This window comes from Spectribacter acetivorans, from assembly GCF_031846305.1.
Taxonomy (GTDB): domain Bacteria; phylum Pseudomonadota; class Gammaproteobacteria; order Nevskiales; family Salinisphaeraceae; genus Spectribacter; species Spectribacter acetivorans.
In genome coordinates, this window is the sequence record NZ_JAVRHY010000009.1 from 72588 (window position 1) to 94493 (window position 21906).

The 21906-nt window shown below is 67.0% G+C and carries 18 protein-coding genes; 8 read left to right on the forward strand and 10 right to left on the reverse strand.

Annotated elements, in window-relative coordinates; translation table 11 throughout:
* The first annotated feature begins 15 nt into the window (after positions 1-15).
* The 3 genes from RM531_RS10805 (at position 16) to RM531_RS10815 (ending at position 1017) form a co-directional block, all read left to right on the forward strand.
* The gene (locus RM531_RS10805) at positions 16-201 is read left to right on the forward strand and encodes a CsbD family protein (protein ID WP_311659242.1); all 186 of its coding nucleotides are present in this window, start codon (positions 16-18) and stop codon (positions 199-201) included.
* 85 nt (positions 202-286) lie between these two features.
* On the forward strand, positions 287-562 hold the full coding sequence (locus RM531_RS10810; protein WP_311659243.1) for a hypothetical protein: 276 nt from the start codon (positions 287-289) through the stop codon (positions 560-562).
* A complete protein-coding gene (locus RM531_RS10815; RefSeq protein ID WP_311659245.1) occupies positions 559-1017 on the forward strand; it encodes a hypothetical protein in 459 nt (152 codons plus the stop codon). The genes RM531_RS10810 and RM531_RS10815 overlap by 4 nt, the downstream gene beginning before the upstream one ends.
* A gap of 30 nt (positions 1018-1047) precedes the next feature.
* Here RM531_RS10815 and RM531_RS10820 read toward each other — a convergent pair whose 3' ends face one another.
* From RM531_RS10820 to RM531_RS10850, 7 genes are all read right to left on the reverse strand, one after another.
* Positions 1048-2913 (reverse strand): monovalent cation:proton antiporter family protein, encoded by a 1866-nt coding sequence (locus tag RM531_RS10820; RefSeq protein WP_311659246.1) that lies wholly within the window; start codon positions 2911-2913, stop codon positions 1048-1050.
* 48 nt (positions 2914-2961) lie between these two features.
* Positions 2962-4140: an acyl-CoA dehydrogenase gene (locus tag RM531_RS10825; RefSeq protein ID WP_311659248.1), complete on the reverse strand. Its 1179-nt coding sequence runs from the start codon at positions 4138-4140 to the stop codon at positions 2962-2964.
* 100 nt (positions 4141-4240) lie between these two features.
* Positions 4241-7684: a pyruvate carboxylase gene (locus tag RM531_RS10830; protein ID WP_311659249.1), complete on the reverse strand. Its 3444-nt coding sequence runs from the start codon at positions 7682-7684 to the stop codon at positions 4241-4243.
* A 194-nt stretch (positions 7685-7878) separates the two neighbouring features.
* Entirely contained in the window at positions 7879-10983 is a 3105-nt protein-coding gene (locus tag RM531_RS10835; RefSeq protein ID WP_311659251.1) for an efflux RND transporter permease subunit, read from the reverse strand.
* Between the two features lie 50 nt (positions 10984-11033).
* Positions 11034-12161: an efflux RND transporter periplasmic adaptor subunit gene (locus tag RM531_RS10840; protein WP_311659253.1), complete on the reverse strand. Its 1128-nt coding sequence runs from the start codon at positions 12159-12161 to the stop codon at positions 11034-11036.
* A 3-nt stretch (positions 12162-12164) separates the two neighbouring features.
* A complete protein-coding gene (locus RM531_RS10845) occupies positions 12165-13541 on the reverse strand; it encodes a TolC family outer membrane protein (protein WP_311659254.1) in 1377 nt (458 codons plus the stop codon).
* Positions 13538-14167 (reverse strand): TetR/AcrR family transcriptional regulator, encoded by a 630-nt coding sequence (locus RM531_RS10850; RefSeq protein WP_311659256.1) that lies wholly within the window; start codon positions 14165-14167, stop codon positions 13538-13540. Before RM531_RS10850 ends, RM531_RS10845 begins: the two co-directional genes overlap by 4 nt.
* A 206-nt stretch (positions 14168-14373) precedes the next feature.
* Between RM531_RS10850 and RM531_RS10855 the strand changes: the two genes are divergently transcribed.
* Positions 14374-14709, forward strand: a complete 336-nt coding sequence (locus tag RM531_RS10855) for a hypothetical protein (protein WP_311659258.1) — start codon at positions 14374-14376, stop codon at positions 14707-14709.
* Between the two features lie 15 nt (positions 14710-14724).
* Positions 14725-15852, forward strand: a complete 1128-nt coding sequence (locus RM531_RS10860; RefSeq protein WP_311659260.1) for a zinc-dependent alcohol dehydrogenase family protein — start codon at positions 14725-14727, stop codon at positions 15850-15852.
* Between the two features lie 903 nt (positions 15853-16755).
* Here the strand turns inward: RM531_RS10860 and prpC are convergent.
* Positions 16756-17916, reverse strand: a complete 1161-nt coding sequence (prpC, locus tag RM531_RS10865; protein ID WP_432280511.1) for a bifunctional 2-methylcitrate synthase/citrate synthase — start codon at positions 17914-17916, stop codon at positions 16756-16758.
* 191 nt (positions 17917-18107) lie between these two features.
* Between prpC and RM531_RS10870 the strand changes: the two genes are divergently transcribed.
* Positions 18108-18578 carry a flavodoxin family protein gene (locus tag RM531_RS10870; RefSeq protein ID WP_311659262.1) on the forward strand — a complete coding sequence of 157 codons (471 nt, stop codon included), beginning with the start codon at positions 18108-18110 and terminating at the stop codon, positions 18576-18578.
* A gap of 15 nt (positions 18579-18593) precedes the next feature.
* Here RM531_RS10870 and RM531_RS10875 read toward each other — a convergent pair whose 3' ends face one another.
* Complete coding sequence (locus RM531_RS10875) at positions 18594-19253, reverse strand: thiopurine S-methyltransferase (RefSeq protein ID WP_311659263.1); 660 nt, start codon at positions 19251-19253, stop codon at positions 18594-18596.
* An 82-nt stretch (positions 19254-19335) separates the two neighbouring features.
* On the opposite strand from RM531_RS10875, the gene RM531_RS10880 reads away from it, so the two are divergent.
* On the forward strand, positions 19336-19623 hold the full coding sequence (locus RM531_RS10880; protein ID WP_311659264.1) for a hypothetical protein: 288 nt from the start codon (positions 19336-19338) through the stop codon (positions 19621-19623).
* Between the two features lie 29 nt (positions 19624-19652).
* Here RM531_RS10880 and RM531_RS10885 read toward each other — a convergent pair whose 3' ends face one another.
* Entirely contained in the window at positions 19653-20261 is a 609-nt protein-coding gene (locus tag RM531_RS10885; RefSeq protein ID WP_311659265.1) for a carbonic anhydrase, read from the reverse strand.
* A 142-nt stretch (positions 20262-20403) separates the two neighbouring features.
* Here RM531_RS10885 and RM531_RS10890 point away from each other — a divergent pair, with 142 nt between their 5' ends.
* Positions 20404-21897 (forward strand): flavin-containing monooxygenase, encoded by a 1494-nt coding sequence (locus RM531_RS10890; RefSeq protein ID WP_311659266.1) that lies wholly within the window; start codon positions 20404-20406, stop codon positions 21895-21897.
* Positions 21898-21906 lie beyond the last annotated feature (9 nt).

Sequence of the window (21906 nt, forward strand, 5' to 3'; positions counted from 1 at the left end):
CAACGGAGCATGAAGATGACGGACAAGGATCGCATCAAGGGTACCGCCAAGAAGGTCAAGGGCTCGATCAAGGAAACCGTGGGCAAGCTCACGGGCGACGAACAGACCGAGGCCGAAGGCAAGGCGACCCGCACCGAAGGCAAGGTCCAGAATAAGTATGGCGAGGGCAAGGACAAGGTTCGCGACGCCTTCGACAAGTAGCGGCGACCCGCCCGATACCACCTGACGCCGGTGCAGCACGGGCTGCACCGGCGTCATCCATCAGACCTGACCCAAGGAGACCCGCATGGCGGCTCAGAACAGCGACGAAGTCCAGGCACTCAAGGACGATCTCCAGACCCTGCGCCAGGATTTTTCCCAGCTCACCGAATCGCTCAAGAACAACCTGCGCGAGGAATTCGGTGCCGGCGCGGACGCCGCGCGGGCATCCGCTGCCCAGGTCCAGGACCGGGCGCGGGAGGCCACCCGCAGCCTGGAGGCTGAAGTGGCGGCGCGTCCGCTGACTAGCGTGGCGGCCGCCTTCGGCGTCGGCTTCCTGCTCGGGAAGTTGCTGGACCGTTGAATATCCAGGCCAAGCTGGCCGGGGTCTTCGGGCTCAACGCCGCGATCTGGCTACCGCTGCTGCTGGGGCTGGCAGGCGTACTCGTCTGCGCCTGGGGCGGCTACGCCTGGCTGGCACCGCAATGGGGACCACCCCTGGCGGCCCTGGCCATCGGCGCCGGGCTGCTTCTGATCGCGGCAGGCCTGGGGGCCTGGCTACGCCGGCAGGTGGCGCCGCCAGCCCCGGCGCCGGCCGCCGCAACAAATCCGCCCGCGGCCGGCGACAACCTGCCGGTCAGCAGCGCGGACGAGGCGCTTGAATGGGCCCGGGCCCATCCGCGAGCCGTACTGGTGGCTGGCGGCATCGCCGGCCTGCTGGTGGCCAGTAGCCCCACCCTGCGTCGCGTCGCCGGACAGGCGCTGGGGCCGCTGGCTGCAAAGGCCGGCAGCAAAGCGGTTTCGCAACTACTGGACTGACGCCGGACAACAGCGAGTCCGGCTTGCAGGTCACCAAGGCCGGGCCAGCCGGCGCGCCACTTCGTCGACCAGACCGGCATCGCCGGCCAGCGTGAACACGTCGTTCGCACGGGTACCGCTGTCCAGCCCGGGAATCAACACTTCCCCGCCGCGTTCGATGCGCAGCACGCTGACGCCGTCCGGCAGGCCGAGGTCGCGCAGCTTCTGATCCCGCAGCCAGCGGTTGCGCAGCTTCACCACCCGCACGTCCTGGCTCAGCGCCTGATCCTGGCTCAGGGTGCGGGCCTCGCCGCTCAGGATCAGGCTTTCCAGCATCAGCAACTTGGAGGTGCTGGGGTTGATCACCTGGGCCCCGGCATCCAGGAAGCGCCGGTTGTGTGCCGGGTCCCGCACCCAGGCCACCACGTTGTGCACGGAATGGATATCGCGGGCCAGCCGGCACACGTACTGGTTGTCTTCATCGTGTTCGGCCATGGCCACCACGATGCCGGCCTCGTTGATGCCGGCATCGCGCAGTCGGGCCAGACGCGCGGACGAGACACCCCCCGCCGCCTCGTCTTCCGCGTGGGCCTCCCGCAGGGCCACGGCCTCCACGTCCAGCTCCAGCGCCCGCAGGCGCGCCACCAGCGCCCGGGCGTCAGCCCCGGCCCCCGCCACCAGGATGTGATCGCGCGGCCGCGGACCGGGCGGCAGCAGGCGGTTGAACAGCATGGGCGACAACAGACAGGTGACGATGGCCACCAGGATGATGGCGGCCTCCAGCGCCGGGGTGATGGCGCCGATCTCGCGGCCGATGGTCGCCACCGCGATGATCAGCGACAGGCGGGCGCTGAGCAGCGTGCTGGCGGCCAGCGTCTGACGCCAGGAATAGGCCAGCCGGAACACCATCCCGCCCGCCAACTTGACCGCGATGGCGATGGCCACCAGCACCGCCACCAGCTGCAGGCCCGAGCCGGAAGCCAGCAGCGCCGGCAGGTCGAACTGCACCCCGACCATGATGAAGAACACCGGGATGAAGAAGCCGTAGCCGATGGCGTCCAGCTTCTCGCGCAGCACCGAGCTGTGACTGCCCGACAGCAGCGAGATGATCACCCCGGCCAGGAAGGCGCCGAGGATGTTTTCCGCCCCCAGGCTTTCCGCCAGGGCGATGAACACCAGCGCCACCGCCAGCGAACCCCGCACCTGGATCTGCGCGGTGGCGGTGGACAGCATCCGCATCAGGTTCTGCGCCGGCACGTGTTCGCGAAAGCGCGCGGCCAGCTGATAGACGATGAGAAACACCATCACCAGGATCAGCACCACGAACATTTCCAGGCTCAGCCCCTCGCTCTGGAACAGTACATAGGTGCTGATCAGCAGCACGGTGACGAAATCCGCGATCAGCGCGCACACCAGAATGGTCTGGCCGTAACGCTCGGCCAGAAGGCCGCGTTCCTTGAGCACCGGCGCCACCACCCCGAGCGAGGTGGTGGACAGGATCATCGCCATCAGCCAGGGGCTGTCCACCACCCCAATGTGGCGCAGATAGAAGCCGGCCGCCACCGAACACAGCGCGGTCAGGGCAAACATCAGCCCGCCCAGGGCGAAGGGGTTGCGCACCAGCCGGCCGATCCGGCTGCTGCCGTGCAGCGAGCGGTGCTGGGGGATCTGGGAGAAATCCATCTCCAGCCCGGAGAGGAACATCAGGTAGGCGAAGCCGAAGGCCGACAGCACTTCCAGCACCCGCCCGGATTCCACCAGCCCCAGCCCGCTCTGGCCCACGATGATGCCGGCCACGATCTCGCCCACGATCACCGGAATGCCGAAGCGGCGCACGGGCGACAGCGCCACCGGCACCAGAAAGCCCAGCGCCACCACGATCAGCAGCGGAATGAAGGAAATCTCGGATTCGTGCATTGCGATCGGCCGGTCAGGTAACCCGACCGGCGGCGCTGGCGACGCGGATCAGAAGAAGGCCTGAATGCCCGTCTGGGACCGGCCCAGGATCAGCGCATGAATGTCGTGGGTGCCTTCGTAGGTGTTCACGGTCTCCAGGTTGAGCATGTGCCGGATCACCGCGTATTCGTCGACGATGCCGTTGCCGCCGTGCATGTCGCGGGCGGCGCGGGCGATGTCCAGCGCCTTGCCGGTAGCGTTGCGCTTCATCAGCGACACCATTTCCGGCGTGGCCCGGCCGGCGTCGAACAGACGGCCGAGCTGCAGCGAGGCGTTCAGTGACAGGGCGATCTCGGTCTGCATGTCCGCCAGCTTCTTCTGAATCAGCTGGTTAGCGGCCAGCGGCCGGCCGAACTGCTTGCGCTCCAGCACATATTCGCGGGCGGCGTGCCAGCAGGCGGTGGCTGCGCCCATGGCGCCCCAGGAAATGCCGTAGCGGGCCTTGTTGAGGCAGCCGAACGGCCCCTTCAGACCCTCGACGCCGGCCAGCCGCTGGCTGTCGGGCACCCGCACGCCGTCCATGTGCACCATGCCGGTGGCCGAGGCCCGCATGCTGAACTTGCCCTCGATGGCGCTGGTGTCCAGGCCGGCCATGTCCCGCTCCAGCACGAAGCCCCGGATCACGCCCTCGTCATCCTTGGCCCAGATCACGAACACGTCGGCGATGGGGGCGTTGGTGATCCAGGTCTTGGTGCCGGACAGCAGCCAGTCGTCGCCGTCGCGCCGGGCACGGGTGGTCATGCCGCCGGGGTCCGAGCCGTGGTCGGGCTCGGTCAGGCCGAAGGCGCCGATCAGTTCCCCGGACGCCAGGCGTGGCAGATACTGCTCCCGCTGGGCTTCGTTGCCGTAGGTATGGATCGGATACATCACCAGGCTGGACTGCACCGACAGCGCCGACCGGTAGCCGGCATCCGCCGCCTCCAGCTCGAACGCCGTCAGGCCGTAGGCCACGTGCGACAGGCCCGGGCAGCCGTAACCCTGGAGCGTAGTGCCCAGCATCCCGAGTTCGCCCATCTCCGGGTAGATACCCGGGTCGAAGCGGCCCTCGCGGAAGGCCAGGGTCGCGCGCGGGGCCAGTTGGCCCTGGGCATAGCTGCGCACGGCGTCGCGCACCGCTCGCTCGTCCTCGCTGAGCTGGCCCTCGAGGCCGAGCGGGTCGGCCCAGTTGAAGCTGGGTTTTCCGGTCATGACAAACCGTCCTGTCGGATCATCCCGGCACTATAAAGACCCGGGCCGTTCCTGCCCACCGCTGCAACCGCCGGCCCCGCCAACGCGGCCGGGCGATTTTTCAGTCCCCGATCTCGATCAGCAGATCGCGGGCGGCGACGGTTTCGCCGGACTTGACGTGAATGCGAATGACCTTGCCGTCCCGCGGCGAGGCCACGCCGGTTTCCATTTTCATCGCCTCGAGCGACAGCAGCGATTCGTTCTTTTTCACCGTCTGCCCTTCCTGCACCGCCACCTGTACCACCATGCCTGGGATCGGGGCGCCGACATGGCCGGGGTTGTCGGGATCGGCCTGCGGCCGGCTGGCGGCGGCTTCGCTGCCCTCGTGGGCCACGCGGATCATGCGCGGCTGGCCGTTCAGCTCGTAGAACAGCTTGGTGTGGCCCTCGTCCTCGTCCTCCGCCCGGCCCTGCAGGCTGATTACCAGCGTCTTGCCGGTCTCGATATCGACATTGATCTCTTCCTGTTCGGCCAGTCCGTAGAAGAACACCGGCGTGGGCAGACGGCTGACTTCGCCAAAACGGCTGCGGTGGCCGGCGAACTCCGCGAATACCTTCGGGTACATCAGATAGGACGCCAGATCGGTGGGGCTGACTTCGCCGCCGATCTCGGCTTCGGCCTCGGCCCGGATCGCGTCGAGATCGGCCGGCTCGAGGCTGGCGCCGGGGCGCCCCTCGATCGGCGTTTCGCCGCGCAGAACCTTTCGCTGCAGCGCCTCGGGAAAACCGCCGACCGGCGTGCCAAGCTCGCCGCGGAAGAACGACACCACCGAGTCCGGGAAATCCACTTCATGGTCGGGATCGGCCACCTGCTCCGGGGTCAGCCCCTGGGCCACCATGTACAGCGCCATGTCCCCGACCACCTTGGACGTGGGCGTGACCTTGACGATATTGCCGAACAGCCGGTTCACGTCGGCATAGGCCTGAGCCACTTCCGGCCACTGGCGGGTCAGCCCCATGGACCGGGCCTGCTCGCGCAGGTTGCTGTACTGGCCGCCGGGCATGGCATGACGGTAGACATCCGCGGTGCCCGAGCGCACGCCGGACTCGAACGGGGCGTAGTAGCGGCGCACCCCTTCCCAGTAGTCGGAAAGCTGGCGCAGGGCCGTGCGATCCACACCCGGATCGCGCTCGCCACCGGCCAGTGCCGCGGCGATGGCACCCAGATTGGGCTGCGAGGTCAGGCCGGACAGCGCATCCAGCGCTCCGTCCACCGCATCGGCCCCGGCGGCCACCGCCGCCAGCACGCTGGCCGCGGAGATGCCGCTGGTGTCGTGGGTGTGGAAATGCACCGGCAGATCGGTGGCCTCGCGCAGGGCCCGCACCAGCTGATCGATGGCCGCCGGCTTGCACACCCCGGCCATGTCCTTGATCGCCAGGATGTGCGCGCCGGCGTCCTCCAGCTGTCGCGCCATGGTCACGTAGTAGTCCAGCGTGTACTTGTCCTCGTCCGGGTCGCACAGATCGCCCGAGTAGCAGATGGTGGCCTCGCAAACGGCGCCGGCGTCGATCACCGCCGCCATGGCCACCCTCATGTTGTCGACATTGTTGAGCGCGTCGAACACGCGAAAGATGTCGATGCCGGTGGCCGCCGCCTGCTCGATGAAGTAGCGCACCACGTTGTCGGGATAGTTGGTGTAACCCACCGCGTTCGAGGCCCGCAGCAGCATCTGCAGCGGAATGTTGGGCACCGCCTTGCGGATGCGGGCCAGCCGCAGCCAGGGGTCTTCCCGCAGGAAACGCAGGGCCACGTCGAAGGTCGCCCCGCCCCAGCACTCCAGCGAGAACAGGTCGGGGGCCATCCGCGCGTAGTAGGGGGCGATTTCAAGCATGTCGCGGGTGCGCAGCCGCGTGGCAAACAACGACTGATGGGCATCGCGCATGGAGGTATCGGTGAGCAGCACGCGATCCTGCTCGCGCAGCCACTTGCCGAAACCGGCCGGGCCACGCTCCAGCAGTTCGTCGCGCAGGCCGCGCGGAATGTCCGTCTGCAGGTCCGCATCCGGCAGCCGCGGGGCCGGCAGCGGCCGCGGCGGCGGGGTCCGGCCGGCCATCTGCGGATGGCCGTTGACCGCCACGTCACCGATGAAGCGCAGCAGCTTGGTGGCGCGGTCGCGGCGCGGGCTGAACTCGAACAGCTCGGGCGTGGTGTCGATGAAATCGGTGGTGTAGTCGGCCGGGGCGAACGTCGGGTGGCCGATCACGTTCTCCAGGAACTGCAGGTTGGTGGACAGCCCGCGGATGCGGAACTCGCGCAGCACCCGGTCCATGCGGGTGACCACCTCGTCCACGGTGGGCGCCCAGGTGGTGACCTTCACCAGCAGCGAATCGTAGTAGGGCGTGATCTCGGCCCCGGAATAGGCGGTGCCCCCGTCCAGCCGCACGCCCAGGCCGCCAGGACTGCGGTAGACCGTCAGCCGCCCGTAATCCGGGGCAAAGCCGTTCTCGGGATCCTCGGTGGTGACCCGGCACTGCAGGGCATGGCCGTCCAGGCGCAACTGGTCGGGGTCGGGCAGAAGGCCCGCCGGATCGCCGATGCGGGCCCCCTGGGCCACGCGTAGCTGGGCCTTGACGATGTCCACACCGGTGACTTCCTCGGTCACCGTGTGTTCGACCTGGATGCGGGGATTGACCTCGATGAAATAGAACTCGCCGGTGTCGGCATCCATCAGGAATTCCACCGTGCCGGCGTTGACGTAGCCCACTTCGCGGCACAGGCGCAGCGCCGAATCGCACAGGGACTGTCGCTGCTGTTCGCTCAGGTACGGCGCCGGGGCCCGCTCGGCCACCTTCTGGTGGCGACGCTGGACGGTGCAGTCGCGCTCGAACAGGTGCATGACGTTGCCGTGGGCGTCCGCCAGCACCTGCACTTCCACATGGCGTGCATGCACCACCAGCTTTTCCAGATAACTCTCGTCGTTGCCGAAGGCGGCCTTGGCTTCGCGGCGGGCGGATTCCACCGCGCCGGCCAGTTCGTCGGGCTCGTGGATCATACGCATGCCACGACCGCCGCCGCCCCAGCTGGCCTTGAGCATTACCGGATAGCCGATGTCCTCGGCAATCGGGCGCACCGCCTCGATGTCCTCGGGCAGAACCTGCGAGGCCGGCAGTACCGGGACGTTCGCGGCCTCGGCCGCCGCCCGGGCGGACACCTTGTCGCCCAGCCGCCGCAGCACCTCCGCCGGCGGGCCCACGAACGTGATGCCGGCTTCCGTGCAGGCCTCGGCCAGGTCCGCGTTCTCGGACAGGAACCCGTAGCCGGGATGGATGGCATCGGCCCCGCTCTGGCGGGCGATGCGAATGATGTCGGGGATATCGAGATAGGCGGCAATCGGCTTGGCGCCCTCGCCCACCACATAGCTCTCGTCGGCCTTGAACCGGTGCAGGGCGAACCGGTCCTCGCGGGCATAGATGCCCACGGTGGAAATGCCCATCTCGGCGGCCGCCCGCATGATGCGGATGGCAATTTCGCCGCGGTTGGCAATCAGCAGCTTCTCGAACCCCATGACGTCTCCCTGGCCGTGGTCGGGTCGGTGGCGGCGGCCGCCATCACCGCCCCCGCGGATGCCGGCCTCGACCTGTCACCGCCGGACCCGGCGGTGTTGCCGACATCATAGAGGCGACGGGCGCGTCTGTCGTGGGCAGCACCCCGACCGGGGTACGGGCGGGCGGCGGCAACCGGCCACCACCCGCCGTATTATCAGGCCGGGTCGGGTGCGGTGGCCCCGCTGTCGCCGTCGCTGGACTCGGCCGCTTCGGCCCGGCGGTCGCGCGCCAGCAGCATGTAGATCGCCGGCACCACGAACAGCGTGAACAGGGTGCCGATGGACATGCCGGCCACGATCACCACGCCCATCGAGAACCGCGAAGACGCACCGGCGCCGGTGGCGATCACCAGCGGGAAGATGCCCATGACGGTCGCCGCCGTGGTCATCAGGATCGGGCGCAGACGCAGGCTGGCGGCTTCCTCGATCGCCTCGCGCCTGCTGCGGCCCTCGGCCTGCAACTGGTTGGCGAATTCCACGATCAGGATGCCGTGCTTGCTGATCAGGCCAATCAGGGTGATCAGCCCCACCTGGGTGTAGATGTTGATGGTGGTCACGCCGACGGTAATGAACGCCAGCGCCCCGGCCACCGACATCGGCACCGTCACCAGCATGATGATGGGGTCGCGGAAGGACTCGAACTGGGCCGCCAGCACCAGATAGATCAGGATGATCGCGAAGAAGAAGGTAATGATCAGGGCGTTGCCTTCCTCCACGAACTGACGCGACTGACCGGCGTAATCCAGCTTGTAGTCGCTGGGCAGCACCTCCGCCGCCTCGCCGCGCAGGTAATCCAGCGCCTGGCCGATGGTCACGCCGGGCGTGGGCACCGCGGACAGGGTGGCCGCATTGAGCTGCTGGAACCGCGCCAAGCTGCGGGGCTCGACATTGGTTTCCAGCGACACCACGGCCGACATCGGCACCTTGCGCCCATCAGCCGAGCGGATGTAGTAGTTCTCCAGCTGGTCGGCGTTCAGCCGTTCACCGCGCACCACCTGGGGAATCACCTCGTAGGCCCGGCCCTGGATGGAGAAGCGGTTCACCAGGTTGCCACCCATCATGGTGGACAGATCACTCCCCACCTGCTGCATGGTCAGCCCCAGATCCGCCACCGCCTCTCGGTCGATGTTGACGGTGACCTGGGGACGATCGAACTTCAGGTCCAGGTCGGTGAACAGGAACAGTCCGCTCTGCTGGGCCCGGCTGGCCAGTTCATCGACCGCCTCGCGCATCTGGTCCGGCTCGGCGGTGGAGCCCACCACGAACTGCACCGGCAGGCCACCGCCGCTGCCCGGCAGGGGCGGCCGCTCGAATACCGCGGTGTCCAGCCCGGCCACGCCGCGCATCACCTCGGTGAATTCGGGCTTGATCTCCATCTGACTGCGATCACGCTGGCCCCAGGGCTTGAGCGCCATGCCCGAGATCGCCCGGTTGGTGGCGCCGGCCTGGCCGGGACCGGCAAAGCCGTTGATCAGGAAATAGCGATCGTGCTCGGGGAATTCGTCGTACAGCGAAGTCATCTCCCGCGTGTACGTCTCCAGCTGCTTGAGCGTGGCGTTGGGCTGCGCGGTGGCCTGCACGAACAGGATGTTCTGGTCCTCCACCGGCGCCAGTTCGCTTTCGCCCATGATGAACAGGAAGTAGCAGCTCACCACCACCACCACGGCGAACAGATAGGTGACCGGCCGGAATTCCAGTGACCCGTGCAGCCGGCGCTGATAGGCGCCGCGCAGACGCTCGAACTTGTCATCCAGCCAGTTCTGGAAGCCGCCGCTATTACCGTTGTGCGGCTTGAGCACCTTGGAACACAGCATGGGCGAGAAGGTGATCGCCACGATGCCGGAAATGAACACCGCGCCCGCCAGGGTAAAGGCGAACTCGGTGAAAAGGCTGCCGGTGAGCCCGCCGGTAAAACCGATCGGCAGATACACCGCAATCAGGGTCAGCGACATCGCGATGATGGCCGTGCCCAGCTCGCGCGCGCCACGGATGGCCGCATCCACGGGCTTCATCCCGTCCTCGATGTGACGGTGGATGTTCTCCGCCACGATGATCGCGTCATCCACCACCAGCCCGATCGCCAGCACCAGTGCCAGCAGGGTAAGCAGGTTGATGGAGAAGCCCAGCATCAGCATCACCGTGCCGACGCCGATCAGTGACAGCGGAATCGCCAGCACCGGCACCAGCACCGAGCGCATCGACCCCATGAACAGGTAGATCACCAGCGTGACGATGGCCAGCGCCAGACCCAGGGTGAACACCACCTCGTTGATGGACTCCTCGATGTATTCGGTGGCGTCGTACACGATCTCGCCGCGCAGACCCTGCGGGAACTGGGCGGTGATCTCGGGGAATTTCTCCCGCACGTCCTGGATCACCGTCAGTTCGTTGGCCAGGGGCAGCACGGTAATGCCGACGAACGGCCCTTCCCGGCCGGTATTGATGGCGCTGTTGTCGTAGGTCTCGGCGCCCAGTTCCACCTCGGCCACGTCGCCCAGGCGTACCAGCGTGCCCCCGGATTCGCTGACCACCAGTTCACGGAATTCCTGCTCGCTGCTCAGGTCGGTGGCAGCATCCAGCGCCACCTTGACCATGTTGCCCTTGGTGGAACCGACCGCGGCCAGGAAGTTGTTCTCGGTCAGGCGCTGACGCACCTCGCTCGGCGTCAGGTTGAACGCCGCCAGCCGGTCCGGGTCCAGCCAGATACGCATGGCGAACCGGCGCCCGCCGATGACCTCGGCGCTCTCCACGCCGGCCACGGTGGACAGCTCCGGCACCACCACCCGATTGAGGTAGTCGGTAATCTGGTTGGGCTCCATCACCTCGCTGGTGAAGCTCATGTACATCGAGGCGGTGGTCTCGCCTACCTGTACATCGATAACGGGGTCTTCCGAGGCCTCCGGCAGTTCGGAACGGACCTTGTTCACCTTCGAGGTGATCTGGGTCAGCGCCTCGATCGGGTTGTAGTTGAGTTCCAGATGAGCCTGGATCACCGACGCCCCCTGGGCGCTGGTGGACTGCAGATAGTCGATGCCGTCCGCCGAGGCGATTTCCTTTTCCAGCGGGGTAGTGATGAAACCCTTGACCAGCTCGGCGTCGGCGCCGACATAGGTGGTCTGAACGCTCACCACCGCCTTGTCCGACTGCGGGTACTGGCGCACCACCAGATCGAAATAGGCCCGCAGGCCGACCAGCAGGATCAGCAGGCTCACCACGGTTGCCAGCACCGGGCGGCGGATGAAAATGTCGGTGAACTGCATGGCTTACCTTGCTTCAGGAAGATGTGACGCCGGCGAAACGCGGCGGCGCATCAGTAGTTGTCCACGTTCTCGGGGTCGGATTCGTCCGACGGCAAGACGTCGTTGTCGACCTTGACCGTGGCGTTCGGCCGCAGCTTGTGATTGCCGGACACCACCACCCGATCGCCGGGTTCGATGCCATCGAGAATCTGCACCTGGTCGCCACGGCTACGGCCGGTCTTGACCGTGCGGCGCTCGGCGGTAAGGCCGTTGTCGTCACCCTCGCCGTCCTTCGGCACCACCACCCACACCGAGTCGCCGTAGGTGTTGTAGGCAATCGCCGTCTGGCGAATGGTGAGGAACTCCTCTGATTCGCCCACGGACAATTCGACGTTGCCGTACATACCCGGACGCAGACGCTCGTCCTCGTTGGCCACCCGAGCGCGCACCCGCACCGTGCGAGTGGCGGTGTCCAGAGCCGGGTCCAGCGCTTCCACGGTGCCCTCGAAGGTGTCCGGATAGCCGGCGACGCGCACGTCCACCGACTGCCCGGGGGACAGGGCGGCAATCCGTTCCTGCGGCACCTCGAAATCGATGTACACCTCATCCAGCCGCTGCAGCATCGCCAGGCCGGTGCCAGGGCTCAGGTACTCGCCCAGATCCACCTGGCGGATGCCCAGCCGGCCCGCGAACGGCGCCCGGATGGTCTTCTTGGCGATCAGCTCTTCCTGCGCGGAAACCGCCGCCGAGGTCTGGCTGGCGCGAGCCTGGGCCTCGTCGAGTTCCGCCTGCGAGCCCAGGTCCCGGTCGCGCAGACCCTGCTTGCGCTCGAGCGTGGCCCGGGCCAGCCGCGCGTCGGCACGCAGGCCTTCCAGCCGTGCGCGGTCCTCGGCGGTATCCAGGGCCACCAGCGTATCGCCGGCCTCGACCCGGTCGCCCGACTCGAATTGAATCTCACGGACGATGCCGGCCACCTCGCCGCTGACCGACACGCCCTGGATGGCGACTACTTCGCCGGTCACCCGCAGGGTGTTGGTCCACTCGGAGGCCTCGGCCGGCGCCGTTGCCACGGTGACCGGTGGGGCATCCATGTTGGCGATGAACTGATCACGCATGTGATTGGTGAACAGTTTCCATCCGAAAACACCGCCCAGCACGACGGCGAGCAGCACGATGACGATAAACATGCGTAGGCGCATGGGTTACTCCGACTCGGGAATCAGGGTTTCAGCAGGGGCGTCCGGTTCGAGCAGCAGGGCATCGATCCGGGCAAGGTCTTCCGGCACCAGCACGCCGGAGGCCAGGCGCAGCCGGGTGACGGCGCTGGCGTAGTCATACTTCGCACGGGCACGATCGATAAGCGCCGAATACAGGTTGCGGCGCGCGTCGATCACATCGGTCTGGTTGCGTTCGCCCAGATCGAATTCACTGCGAATGCTGCGCAGGGCGGTGCGGGCCGACTCCACGGCCTTGTCCAGCGCCTGGACCTGGCGCAACTGGGTCACCACGCCGCGATAGGCGTTGCGCGTGGCCGCGGTCACTTCGCGGCGGGTCCGCTCCAGTTCGGCTTCCGACGCCGCATAGAGGGCGCGGGATTCGCGGGCCTCGGAGAAGTTGCGGCCGCCATCGAACAGCGCCCAGGTGGCCTCGAGACCGACACGGGTGTCGTTGCTGGCGCCACCGAACACGAAATCGGTGTCGTCGGTGTCCTGGTAGCCGGCCACCAGGTCGACATCGGGAATATAGGCAGCCCGCTTGCGCTCGATCTCCTCGCGCGCCACCTCGGTCTGACGCTCGGTGGCGGTCAGTCCCGGGTTGTAGCGCAGTGTGCGATCCACCCACACGTCGATATCGGCCGGCTCCGGCATCTGCGGCTCATAGCCCAGGGGCACGTCCGGCAGGGTCTCGTACCAGCGGGTGGTGAGTTCGCGCAGCCGCTCGCGCACCTCGTCCAGCGCGGCCTCGGCCGCGATGATGCGGGACTCGCTCAGGTCTCGCGCCGCGCGCGCCTCCTGCAGGGCGGTGACGCTGATCTCACCCACCTCATAGCGGCCCTCGGTCTGTTCCAGATCGGCTGCGATCGCCTCGCGCTCCTCGCGGGTCAGGCGCAGCGCGGCCTGGGCCTTGAGAAAGTCCACGTAGGTGTGCATCACCCGAGCCTGAAGATTCTGCCGTGCCTGCTGCAATTCGAGTTCGGCGATTTCCAGCCGGTCGCGCCCCTGGCGCAGCGTGGCCGGGATACCCCAGCTGAACAGCGGCTGGCGCAGCTCGACGCCGTAGGTCTTGCTGTTAAAGTCGTCGCTGAACGGTGGTGCCGGGCCGGCACCACCGGAGAACGGCGTCTGCTCGACCTCGCGATCGACCTTCGAGTAGCTGGCGGTGGCGTTCACGCTGGGCAGCACCGCGGCCCGTGCCTGCGGCCACACCTCGCGGTCGGCGCGATACTGGGCCTCGGCCGCCGCGAAAGTGGCGTCCTCGCGCTTGGCCAACTCATAGATGTCGATCAGCTTGTTGGCCTGACCTGCCAGCGGCCAGCCGGCCACCAGCAGCGCCACGGCCGCGACTCGAACGGATCTCACGCGTTGGTCTCCTGTTTGGCTCGCATACTGCTTAGAAGCACATCACTCAGCATCTTGATGTAGTGCTCCTGCTGCTCCGCGTACTCGCCGCCCGGCAGATGCCGGAGAACCTGATGACAGTGGAACAGCATGACGTTGCAGGAAAGCAGCACATGGGCGAGAAAACTGGGCGGCACCGCGCCTTCGGTCTCGCCGGCGGGCTGGATGTCCGCGAACAGCCGAGTCAGAGCGGTGAAATCATCGCCGAACACCTCGTTGGCCAGCGCTTCGGCACGGCAGGGGCCCGACTCCATGATTTCGCGGAAGATCAGTCGTGCCCGCTCGGGATCCTCGAACAACACGGTCAGGCTGCCGCGGATAGCGCGCTCGACGCGCTGCGACGGATCGAGTTCGGCCCGCATGGCGTCACGGAAGTGGTCGGTGCTGCGGTCCACCGCCTCCCGAAGCACGGCAAAGTACAAGGCTTCCTTGCTGCCGAAATGATGGAAGATATTGGCCTTGCTGGAACCGGCCCGCTCGGCGATATGCGCGATCGATACGGCGTCGAAACCGCGCTCGCCGAACAGATCGGCGGCGGCGCGCCGGATCTTGTCGGCACCGTCAAAGGCTTGAGTAGCGGCTTCCATTAAGCTGACTGATCGATTGGTCAGCGGCATTCTAGGCGCGGCCTAACCGCGTGTAAAGCCCGCGCTGGAATGATTCAGAGGATAACCCGCTCGCGGCCGACTCCACATTAAGCCACGGTGCGTATAGTCTGGGCATGTCACACGCCTGATCGGAGGCCATCATGATTCATCGTGGATTGTTTGCCCTAGCCGCGCTCGCCGTATCAATGGGCGCACAAGCCGAGGCCCCCTCGGATGCCGAACTCACCGAGGCGGTTGAGAGCCAGCTGCGCGCGAGTGCGGAGCAGCAGATCGAGTACTTCCGCAAGACCGACAAGGACGCCCTGCGGCTGGCGCGCGACATGGGCACGCTGGCGGACCCGGATACCATCGAAGTGTCGGATCTGAAGATCCAGAAGATGGCCGAAACCGAGGAAGGCGGCTACGACGCCGACGCCATGTTCAACCTGCGTATGGGCGAAAACCGCAGCCGCATGGCCGCGCGGGTGGAGGTTACCGAGGAAAAAGGTAACTGGAAGGTGCTCAAGATGCGCGCCTACTAGGGGGAAGCGTTCCTGATGCCGGTCAACGCCGCCGTACTGCACCAGATGGGGCTGCTCGCCCCGTACGCCGACTCCCGCCCGCTGACCATCGAACCGCTTGACCTGGACCCGCCGGGCCCCGGCGAGTTGCGGGTCCGGGTGCGCGCCGCGGGCCTGTGCCATTCCGACCTGTCGGTGATCAACGGCTCGCGGCCCCGGCCGACGCCGATGGTGCTGGGCCACGAGGCCGCGGGTATCGTCGAGGCGCTGGGCCCGGACACGTCCGGTTTCGAAATCGGCGACCAGGTGGTGTTTGCATTCGTGCCCGGTTGCGGCCACTGCGCCCCATGTGCCGAGGGCCGGGCCGCCCTGTGCGAACCCGGCGCCGCTGCCAACGGGGCCGGCACGCTGCTGTCCGGCGCCCGGCGCTGGCACCACGGCAACGACACCCGCCATCATCACCTCGGCGTGTCGGCGTTCGCCGAACAGACCGTGGTGGCCGCAAACTCCGCCGTGCGCGTCGATGCCGACCTGCCGCCGGAAATCGCCGCGCTGTTCGGTTGCGCGGTGCTCACCGGGGTGGGCGCGGTGGCCAACACCGCCCGCGTGCGGCCCGGGGAATCGGTAGTGATCTTCGGGCTGGGCGGGGTCGGTCTCGCCGCCCTGATCGGTGCCCGCGCCGCCGGCGCCCATCCGATCGTCACCATCGACCGGCTGGACAGCAAGCTGGCACTGGCCCGCGACCTGGGCGCCACCACCACCATCAACGCCGCCGATACCGATGCCGTGGACGCCGCCCGCGCCGCCACCGGCGGGGGCGGTCATTACGCGCTGGAAACCGTGGGCAGCGCCGCGGTGCTGTCCCAGGCCTACGCCGCCACCCGCCGGGGCGGCACCACCATCACCGTCGGCCTGCCGCATCCCGATGATGCGCTGTCCATTCCCGCGGTCAGCCTGGTGGCCGAGGAACGCACCCTGCGCGGCTCCTATCTCGGCTCGGGCGTGCCCTCACGTGACATCCCCCGCTACGTGGCCCTGTACCGGGCCGGCCGCCTGCCGGTGGACCGGCTGCTGACCCATCGCCTGCGACTGGACGAGATCAACGCCGGGTTCGACCGGCTTGCTGCCGGGGAAGCGGTGCGGCAGGTGGTGTTGTTCGATTGATCCTGATGACCTTCTGACGCTACCGCCGGCCCCGGCAGGCGCCGTTCATGGCGCCGGCCCGAATCAACGGGCCACCGAACCCCGCAAGAATGTCATAGCGAGGCCTCGTCAGGGGCCGCGGCAATCTCGAATCTTGGCGGCTGATCGCCGCCCAGCCCGGTAGCCGGCATAGGCGAAGCGGTGCCGGCAATTCGACGTTCCCCTAGCGCCGAGGGAAAGAAGATTCCGCCCCGCTGACGCGGGCCGGGTGTCTTTCTTATGCGACAAGAAAGTCACCAAAGAAACGCTCCCGGCGGGCGAGTCCTGCGCGCTTCGGTCGGCGAGGGGGTGTTTCGACGGCACCTCCGTGTGCCGGCGAAAACCGCGCGCACCTCCTGTGCGCGCCCCTTCGGGCCGGGAGCCTCGCCGCCCTGCAGTGCTCAGCTCGTCCCGACGGGAATGAAGAAAAGGTGCCACAGCCGGATGCGGTCGCCTCTTCCCTCCCGTTAGCGCTTGCCGTCCGACTGCCGGGGCATCGGGTAAACGGGCCACGGATGGCCCGTTTAGTGCCGTTCAGGACACGATGTCCTGTCGGCACGGCCCGCTTCATGCCCCGGCGGTCGGACGGGAATCCCCCGGTCAGCGCCGCCGCGCTGACCGGGGGACAAGCGGTCCGGGCGCCCTTCTTTTCGTTGCTTTTCTTGGGCGCGCAAGAAAAGGAACTCGCCCTTCAGGGCGAAATTCTTCTATCCCAACGGTCAGGGGACGCACTAACAAGTACGCCCTACGCCACCTGTTTATCGATACTCGCCGCTCAACAGCAGCTTGCTTGGTCCGGTTACCGGAATACCCCGCCCAAACCAGAAAGGCCCGAGCACACCGAAGTGGCCCGGGCCCGGAAAAGGCTTCACGAAGTCGCCTGAATCAGTCCCGCTCGTCGATCGGCACGAACTTGCGATCCTCGGGACCGACGTAGTTGGCGCCCGGCCGGATGATCTTGTTGTCCTGGCGCTGCTCGACGATATGGGCGGCCCAGCCGGTGATGCGGGACATCACGAACAGCGGGGTGAACATGGCGGTGGGAATGCCCATCATGTTGTAGCTGACGGCGCTGAACCAGTCGAGATTGGGGAACATCTTCTTGACGTCCCACATCACCGTTTCCAGCCGCTCGGCGATGTCGAACATCTTGGTGCGGCCGGCGTCGTCGGACAGCTGCTTGGCGACATCCTTGATCACGCGGTTGCGGGGGTCGGACACAGTGTAGACCGGGTGCCCGAAACCGATCACCACTTCCTTGTTGGCCACCCGCTCGCGGATGTCGGCCTCGGCCTCGTCCGGATTGTCGTAACGGCTCTGGATCTCGAAGGCCACCTCGTTGGCGCCGCCGTGCTTGGGCCCGCGCAGCGCACCGATCGCGCCGGCCACGGCGGAGTAGAAGTCCGAGCCGGTACCGGCGATCACGCGGCTGGTGAAGGTGCTGGCATTGAACTCATGCTCGGCGTAGAGCACCAGCGAGGTGTGCATGGCGCGCACCCAGAGGTCGGGCGGGGCTTCGCCGTGCAGCAGGTGCAGGAAGTGGCCGCCGACGGAATCATCGTCGGTTTCCACTTCGATGCGCCGGCCGGAATGGGAGAAGTGATACCAGTACAGCAGCATCGAACCCAGGCTGGCCAGCAGGCGATCGGCAATGTCACGGGCGCCGGAATGGGGATGATCGGCGGCCTCCGGCAGCACCGACCCCAGCACCGACACGCCGACCTTCATCACGTCCATCGGGTGGGTGGCGGCGGGCAGACACTCCAGCGCCTTCTTGACATTGGCCGGCAGGCCGCGCAGCGCGCGCAGCTGGCGCTTGTAGGCCGTCAGTTCGGCGCGATTGGGAAGCTTGCCGTGAATCAGCAGATGGGCGATTTCCTCGAACTCGCAGGCTTCGGCAACATCGAGAATGTCGAACCCGCGGTAGTGCAGGTCATTACCGGTGCGCCCGACCGTGCACACCGCCGTATTACCGGCGACCACGCCCGAGAGGGCAACCGATTTCTTCTTGGGTGTGCTTGCCTCAGTATTGTCTGCGGTCACGATCAATCCTCCCGAATAGTCAGCCTGTTCTGCTGTGTTGGTGATCGTCGCGGGCCAGCGGCGCCCACGACGTGGATGACGAACTCTTACACTGCCTGCGGCGCGACGATAATTCGCCACACCTTCGAATAGGGCGCAGTAGCGTACCTAAACTGCCGGCCGGACGCACCAGCGGGCAAGCCGACGGAACAACCATGAGTACCGACAAACAGCTTCTGATCATTGCGCACGCCCCCTCGGGGAATACCGAACGGCTGGCCGGCGCGCTGGCCGAAGGCGCCTCGGATGCCACCATCGCGGGAGTTTCCGTGCAGCGGGCGGCACCGCTGCAAGCCGGGCCGGATGACGTGCTCGCCGCCGACGCGATCCTGCTATTCACTCCGGAGAATCTGGGTTACATGAGCGGTGCGCTGAAGGACTTCTTCGACCGGACCTACTACGCCGTGCTCGACCACAAGCAGGGGCTGCCCTACGCCCTGTGCGTCCGGGCCGGGTCGGACGGCACCGGCACCTGCCGTGCGGTGGACACCATCACCACCGGCCTGCGCTGGCGGGCGGTGAACGAACCGCTGGTCTGCCGCGGGGATTTCCGCGACGCATTCGTCGACGACTGCCGCGAGCTGGGAATGGCCATGGCAGCCGGGCTCGAGGCCGGCGTGTTCTGAGCCGCCGGCGACGGGTCAGGCCCGACGCACCAGCCGGTAGACCGTTTCCACCAGCTTCGTGACGCCCCGATTTCGCAGGTTGGCGCTGTCCGCCAGGGCGTCGTTGTCCGCCAGCACCTCGATATCGAAATACGGCGATAGCCGGGTGATCACGTCGTCGCGGTCCACCGAAAACGGCGGGCCGTCGATCTCGCCCGACGGATAGGTCAGGCCGATAAGCAGGCCGCGGCTGCCCGCCGGCAGCCTGCTGCCGAGGGTGTCCGCGTAGCGCTGGCGCATGTCGGGCGGCAGGGCGATCAGCGACGCACGGTCGTAGAAGCCGCCGCAGGCGGCGAACGCGGCATCCGGCCAGGCGAAGAAATCACCCACGTCGATGCGGATGTCCCCGGCGGTGTAGCGAACAAAGCCGGCGTGGTCCTCGGTCTTCGCGATCAATGCCTGCTCGGCAAAGAAATCACGGGCGGCGGTGTCGCTGAGTTCCACCCCGGTGACGATATGGCCGCGGGCGGCAAGCCAGGCCATGTCGGGCGTCTTGCCGCACAGCGGCACCAGCACCTCGGCACCGGCCGGCACCCCGATGTCGTCCCAATACGCGGCCAGCAGCGGATTGCCCTGCGGCTGGTGAAACCCGATTTCGTGGCGCGACCAGCGCGCGTGCCAGAAGGCCTGATCCACTGTATTCCTCTCCCGCGGCGCCCAGATGACCGGCCCGAGGTTACACTGTCGGCCGCGAATCGCGGCGTGCAGCGGAGTCAGCGTGCAGGAATTCTTCTACTGGATCGGGGAACTGGTGGGCAGCGGCATCCGCGCCGTGGTGGATGGCCTGCACTGGGTGTTCGAACAGATCGACGGCGTGCTGAACAGTTTCGTCGACGGCCTGACCGAGGCCCTGGGCATCAGCAGTTCGGTATTCAGCCTCGCCTTTCTCCTAATCGGCCTGCTACTGGTGTATGCCGGCGTGCGCGCGCTGATCCGCACGGCCGTGGTCTCCGGCATCATCTGGCTGCTGATCGGCATGCTGCTGCTGGGCTGGCTGATTCGCTGACGCCGGCGCATCCGGCTCGCGCGTGCGGGTCAGACGTCACCCTCGGTAAAGAAATCCACCTGCCCGCTGGTCAGGCAGTAATCCGCGCCCACAAGGCGCAGCCCGCCCTGACGTTCGCGCTCGGCCAGCAGCGCCGATTCGGCGGTGAGGGCCGCCATCTGCGCCCGCACGTTGGCCCGGACCGCTTCGCGCCCCCGTTCGGGGCAGTCGTGACCGAGGCCACGAATGGCGGGCTGGATCCGGCCGACGATGGCGCGCAGGCTCGGTGTCAGATCGTCATTCGGCCGGTCGAGCGCATCCAGTGCCGCCCCGACCGCCCCGCAGCCGGTATGGCCCAGCACCACCACCAGCGGCGTGCCGAATGCCTGCACCGCGAACTCCACGCTGCCCAGCTGCGAGGTGGCCACGATGTTCCCGGCCACCCGGATCACGAACAGATCCCCCAGTTGCTGATCGAAGACCAGTTCCACCGGCACCCGGGAATCGGAACAGCCCAGCACCACGGCGAACGGTGCCTGGCCCGCTACCAGGCGATCACGGCGCAACGCCGCCGATTCGCCCGCGGCCCATGGCTGATCGGCCACATAGCGGGCATTGCCTTCGCGCAGTCGGGTCAGGGCCTGGGCGGCATCAATCACGGGAAATAACTCGGTTACGGCCGGATGCGGATAAATTCTAGCCACTTTCCCCGAGCCGGAAAACGCCAAAAATTGACGGCTTCGTCATTTTTTAACTAACGTGCACGCCGTCATGACGTCGCGCGTTACGAGGAAAGCTTCCATGCCCAGCGATCGCCAGCCCCGGATTGCCATCATCGGCACCGGCTTTTCCGGCCTGTGCGCCGGCATCCAGCTCAAGCAGGACGGGTTCGAGCATCTCACCCTGTTCGAGCGGGGCGACGAGGTCGGCGGCGTATGGCGGGAAAACACCTATCCCGGGGCGGCCTGCGACGTGCCCTGGCATCTGTATTCGTTTTCGTTCGATTACCAGGCCCGCTTCACCTGCCCGTACCCCGAGCAGCCGGAAATCCTGGCCTATCAGCAGGACTGCGCCCGCCGCTACGGGCTGTATCCGCATATCCGTTTCAACACCGAAATCGAATCGGCCCGCTTCGACGACGAGGCCCGGGTCTGGCATCTGCGCACCAGCCAGGGCGAGACACACGAGTTCGACGCCCTGATCACCGGCGTCGGCCAGCTCAGCCGCCCCGGCTGGCCGAACATCCCCGGCCGCGATGACTTCGCCGGCCACAGCTTCCATTCGGCCGAGTGGGATCACGACTACGATCTGCGCGACAAGCGGGTGGCGGTGATCGGCACCGGGGCCAGCGCCATCCAGTTCGTCCCGCGCATCGCCGCCGAGGTGGGCAGACTGGTGCTGTTCCAGCGCAGCGCGCCCTACCTGCTGCCCCGCTTCCAGCGCACCTACGGCCGGATCAACCGCTGGCTGTTCCGGCATCTCCCGCGCTATCGCGACATCTTCCGCTGGGCACTGCGGGCTTCCGGCGACGCCAGCGTGCCGGCCTTCCATCAGCAGAGCCGACTTTCCGGGCTGTTCCGCGCCTGGTGGCGCTTCCATCTCAAACGCCAGGTCAAGGCCCCGGCGCTGCGCGAGAAACTCACGCCCGACTATCCCATCGGCTGCAAGCGCATTCTGTTTTCCAGCGATTACTACCCGGCGCTGACCCGCGACAATGTCGTGCTGGAAACCGGTGGTATCGAGCGGATCACCCCCGATGGCATCCGCACCGCGGACGGCCGCGATTACGCGGTGGACGCAATCATTTACGGCACCGGTTTCCGCGCCACCGAATTCCTGGCTCCGATGACCATCGAGGGAAGCGGCGGCCGGTCGCTGGCCGATCGCTGGGCGGACGGCGCCGAGGCCTATCTGGGCATCACCGTGGATGGCTTCCCCAACCTGTTCATCTGCTACGGGCCCAACACCAACCTGGGCGGCAACTCCATCATCTACATGATCGAGTGTCAGGTGGAATACATCCGCCAGTGCCTGGGCGAACTGCGCGCCGGCCGGGCCCGGACCCTGGACGTGAAATCGAACGTGGTGCAGCAGTACAACGCGGACATCCAGAACGAACTGGCCGATACCGTCTGGAACTGGGGTTGCAACAGCTGGTATCACACCGCCGACGGGCGCATCACCAACAACTGGCCGGGCACCAACCGGCGATACCGGGCGCTGACGTCGGAACTGGACCTGGGCAACTATCACCTCGACGGGAGCCGGCACGAGCCGACCGACCGCGCCGCCTGACCACCTGCA

Bases quoted from the DNA above. Each gene is read 5' to 3' on its own strand.
- RM531_RS10830 (WP_311659249.1), bottom strand. From the start codon at position 7,684: ATGGGGTTCGAGAAGCTGCTGATTGCCAACCGCGGCGAAATTGCCATC.
- RM531_RS10855 (WP_311659258.1), top strand. From the start codon at position 14,374: ATGGGCGCACAAGCCGAGGCCCCCTCGGATGCCGAACTCACCGAGGCG.
- RM531_RS10805 (WP_311659242.1), top strand. From the start codon at position 16: ATGACGGACAAGGATCGCATCAAGGGTACCGCCAAGAAGGTCAAGGGC.
- RM531_RS10840 (WP_311659253.1), bottom strand. From the start codon at position 12,161: ATGCGCCTACGCATGTTTATCGTCATCGTGCTGCTCGCCGTCGTGCTG.
- RM531_RS10850 (WP_311659256.1), bottom strand. From the start codon at position 14,167: ATGGAAGCCGCTACTCAAGCCTTTGACGGTGCCGACAAGATCCGGCGC.
- RM531_RS10810 (WP_311659243.1), top strand. From the start codon at position 287: ATGGCGGCTCAGAACAGCGACGAAGTCCAGGCACTCAAGGACGATCTC.
- RM531_RS10825 (WP_311659248.1), bottom strand. From the start codon at position 4,140: ATGACCGGAAAACCCAGCTTCAACTGGGCCGACCCGCTCGGCCTCGAG.
- RM531_RS10835 (WP_311659251.1), bottom strand. From the start codon at position 10,983: ATGCAGTTCACCGACATTTTCATCCGCCGCCCGGTGCTGGCAACCGTG.
- RM531_RS10820 (WP_311659246.1), bottom strand. From the start codon at position 2,913: ATGCACGAATCCGAGATTTCCTTCATTCCGCTGCTGATCGTGGTGGCG.
- RM531_RS10890 (WP_311659266.1), top strand. From the start codon at position 20,404: ATGCCCAGCGATCGCCAGCCCCGGATTGCCATCATCGGCACCGGCTTT.
- RM531_RS10860 (WP_311659260.1), top strand. From the start codon at position 14,725: ATGCCGGTCAACGCCGCCGTACTGCACCAGATGGGGCTGCTCGCCCCG.
- RM531_RS10870 (WP_311659262.1), top strand. From the start codon at position 18,108: ATGAGTACCGACAAACAGCTTCTGATCATTGCGCACGCCCCCTCGGGG.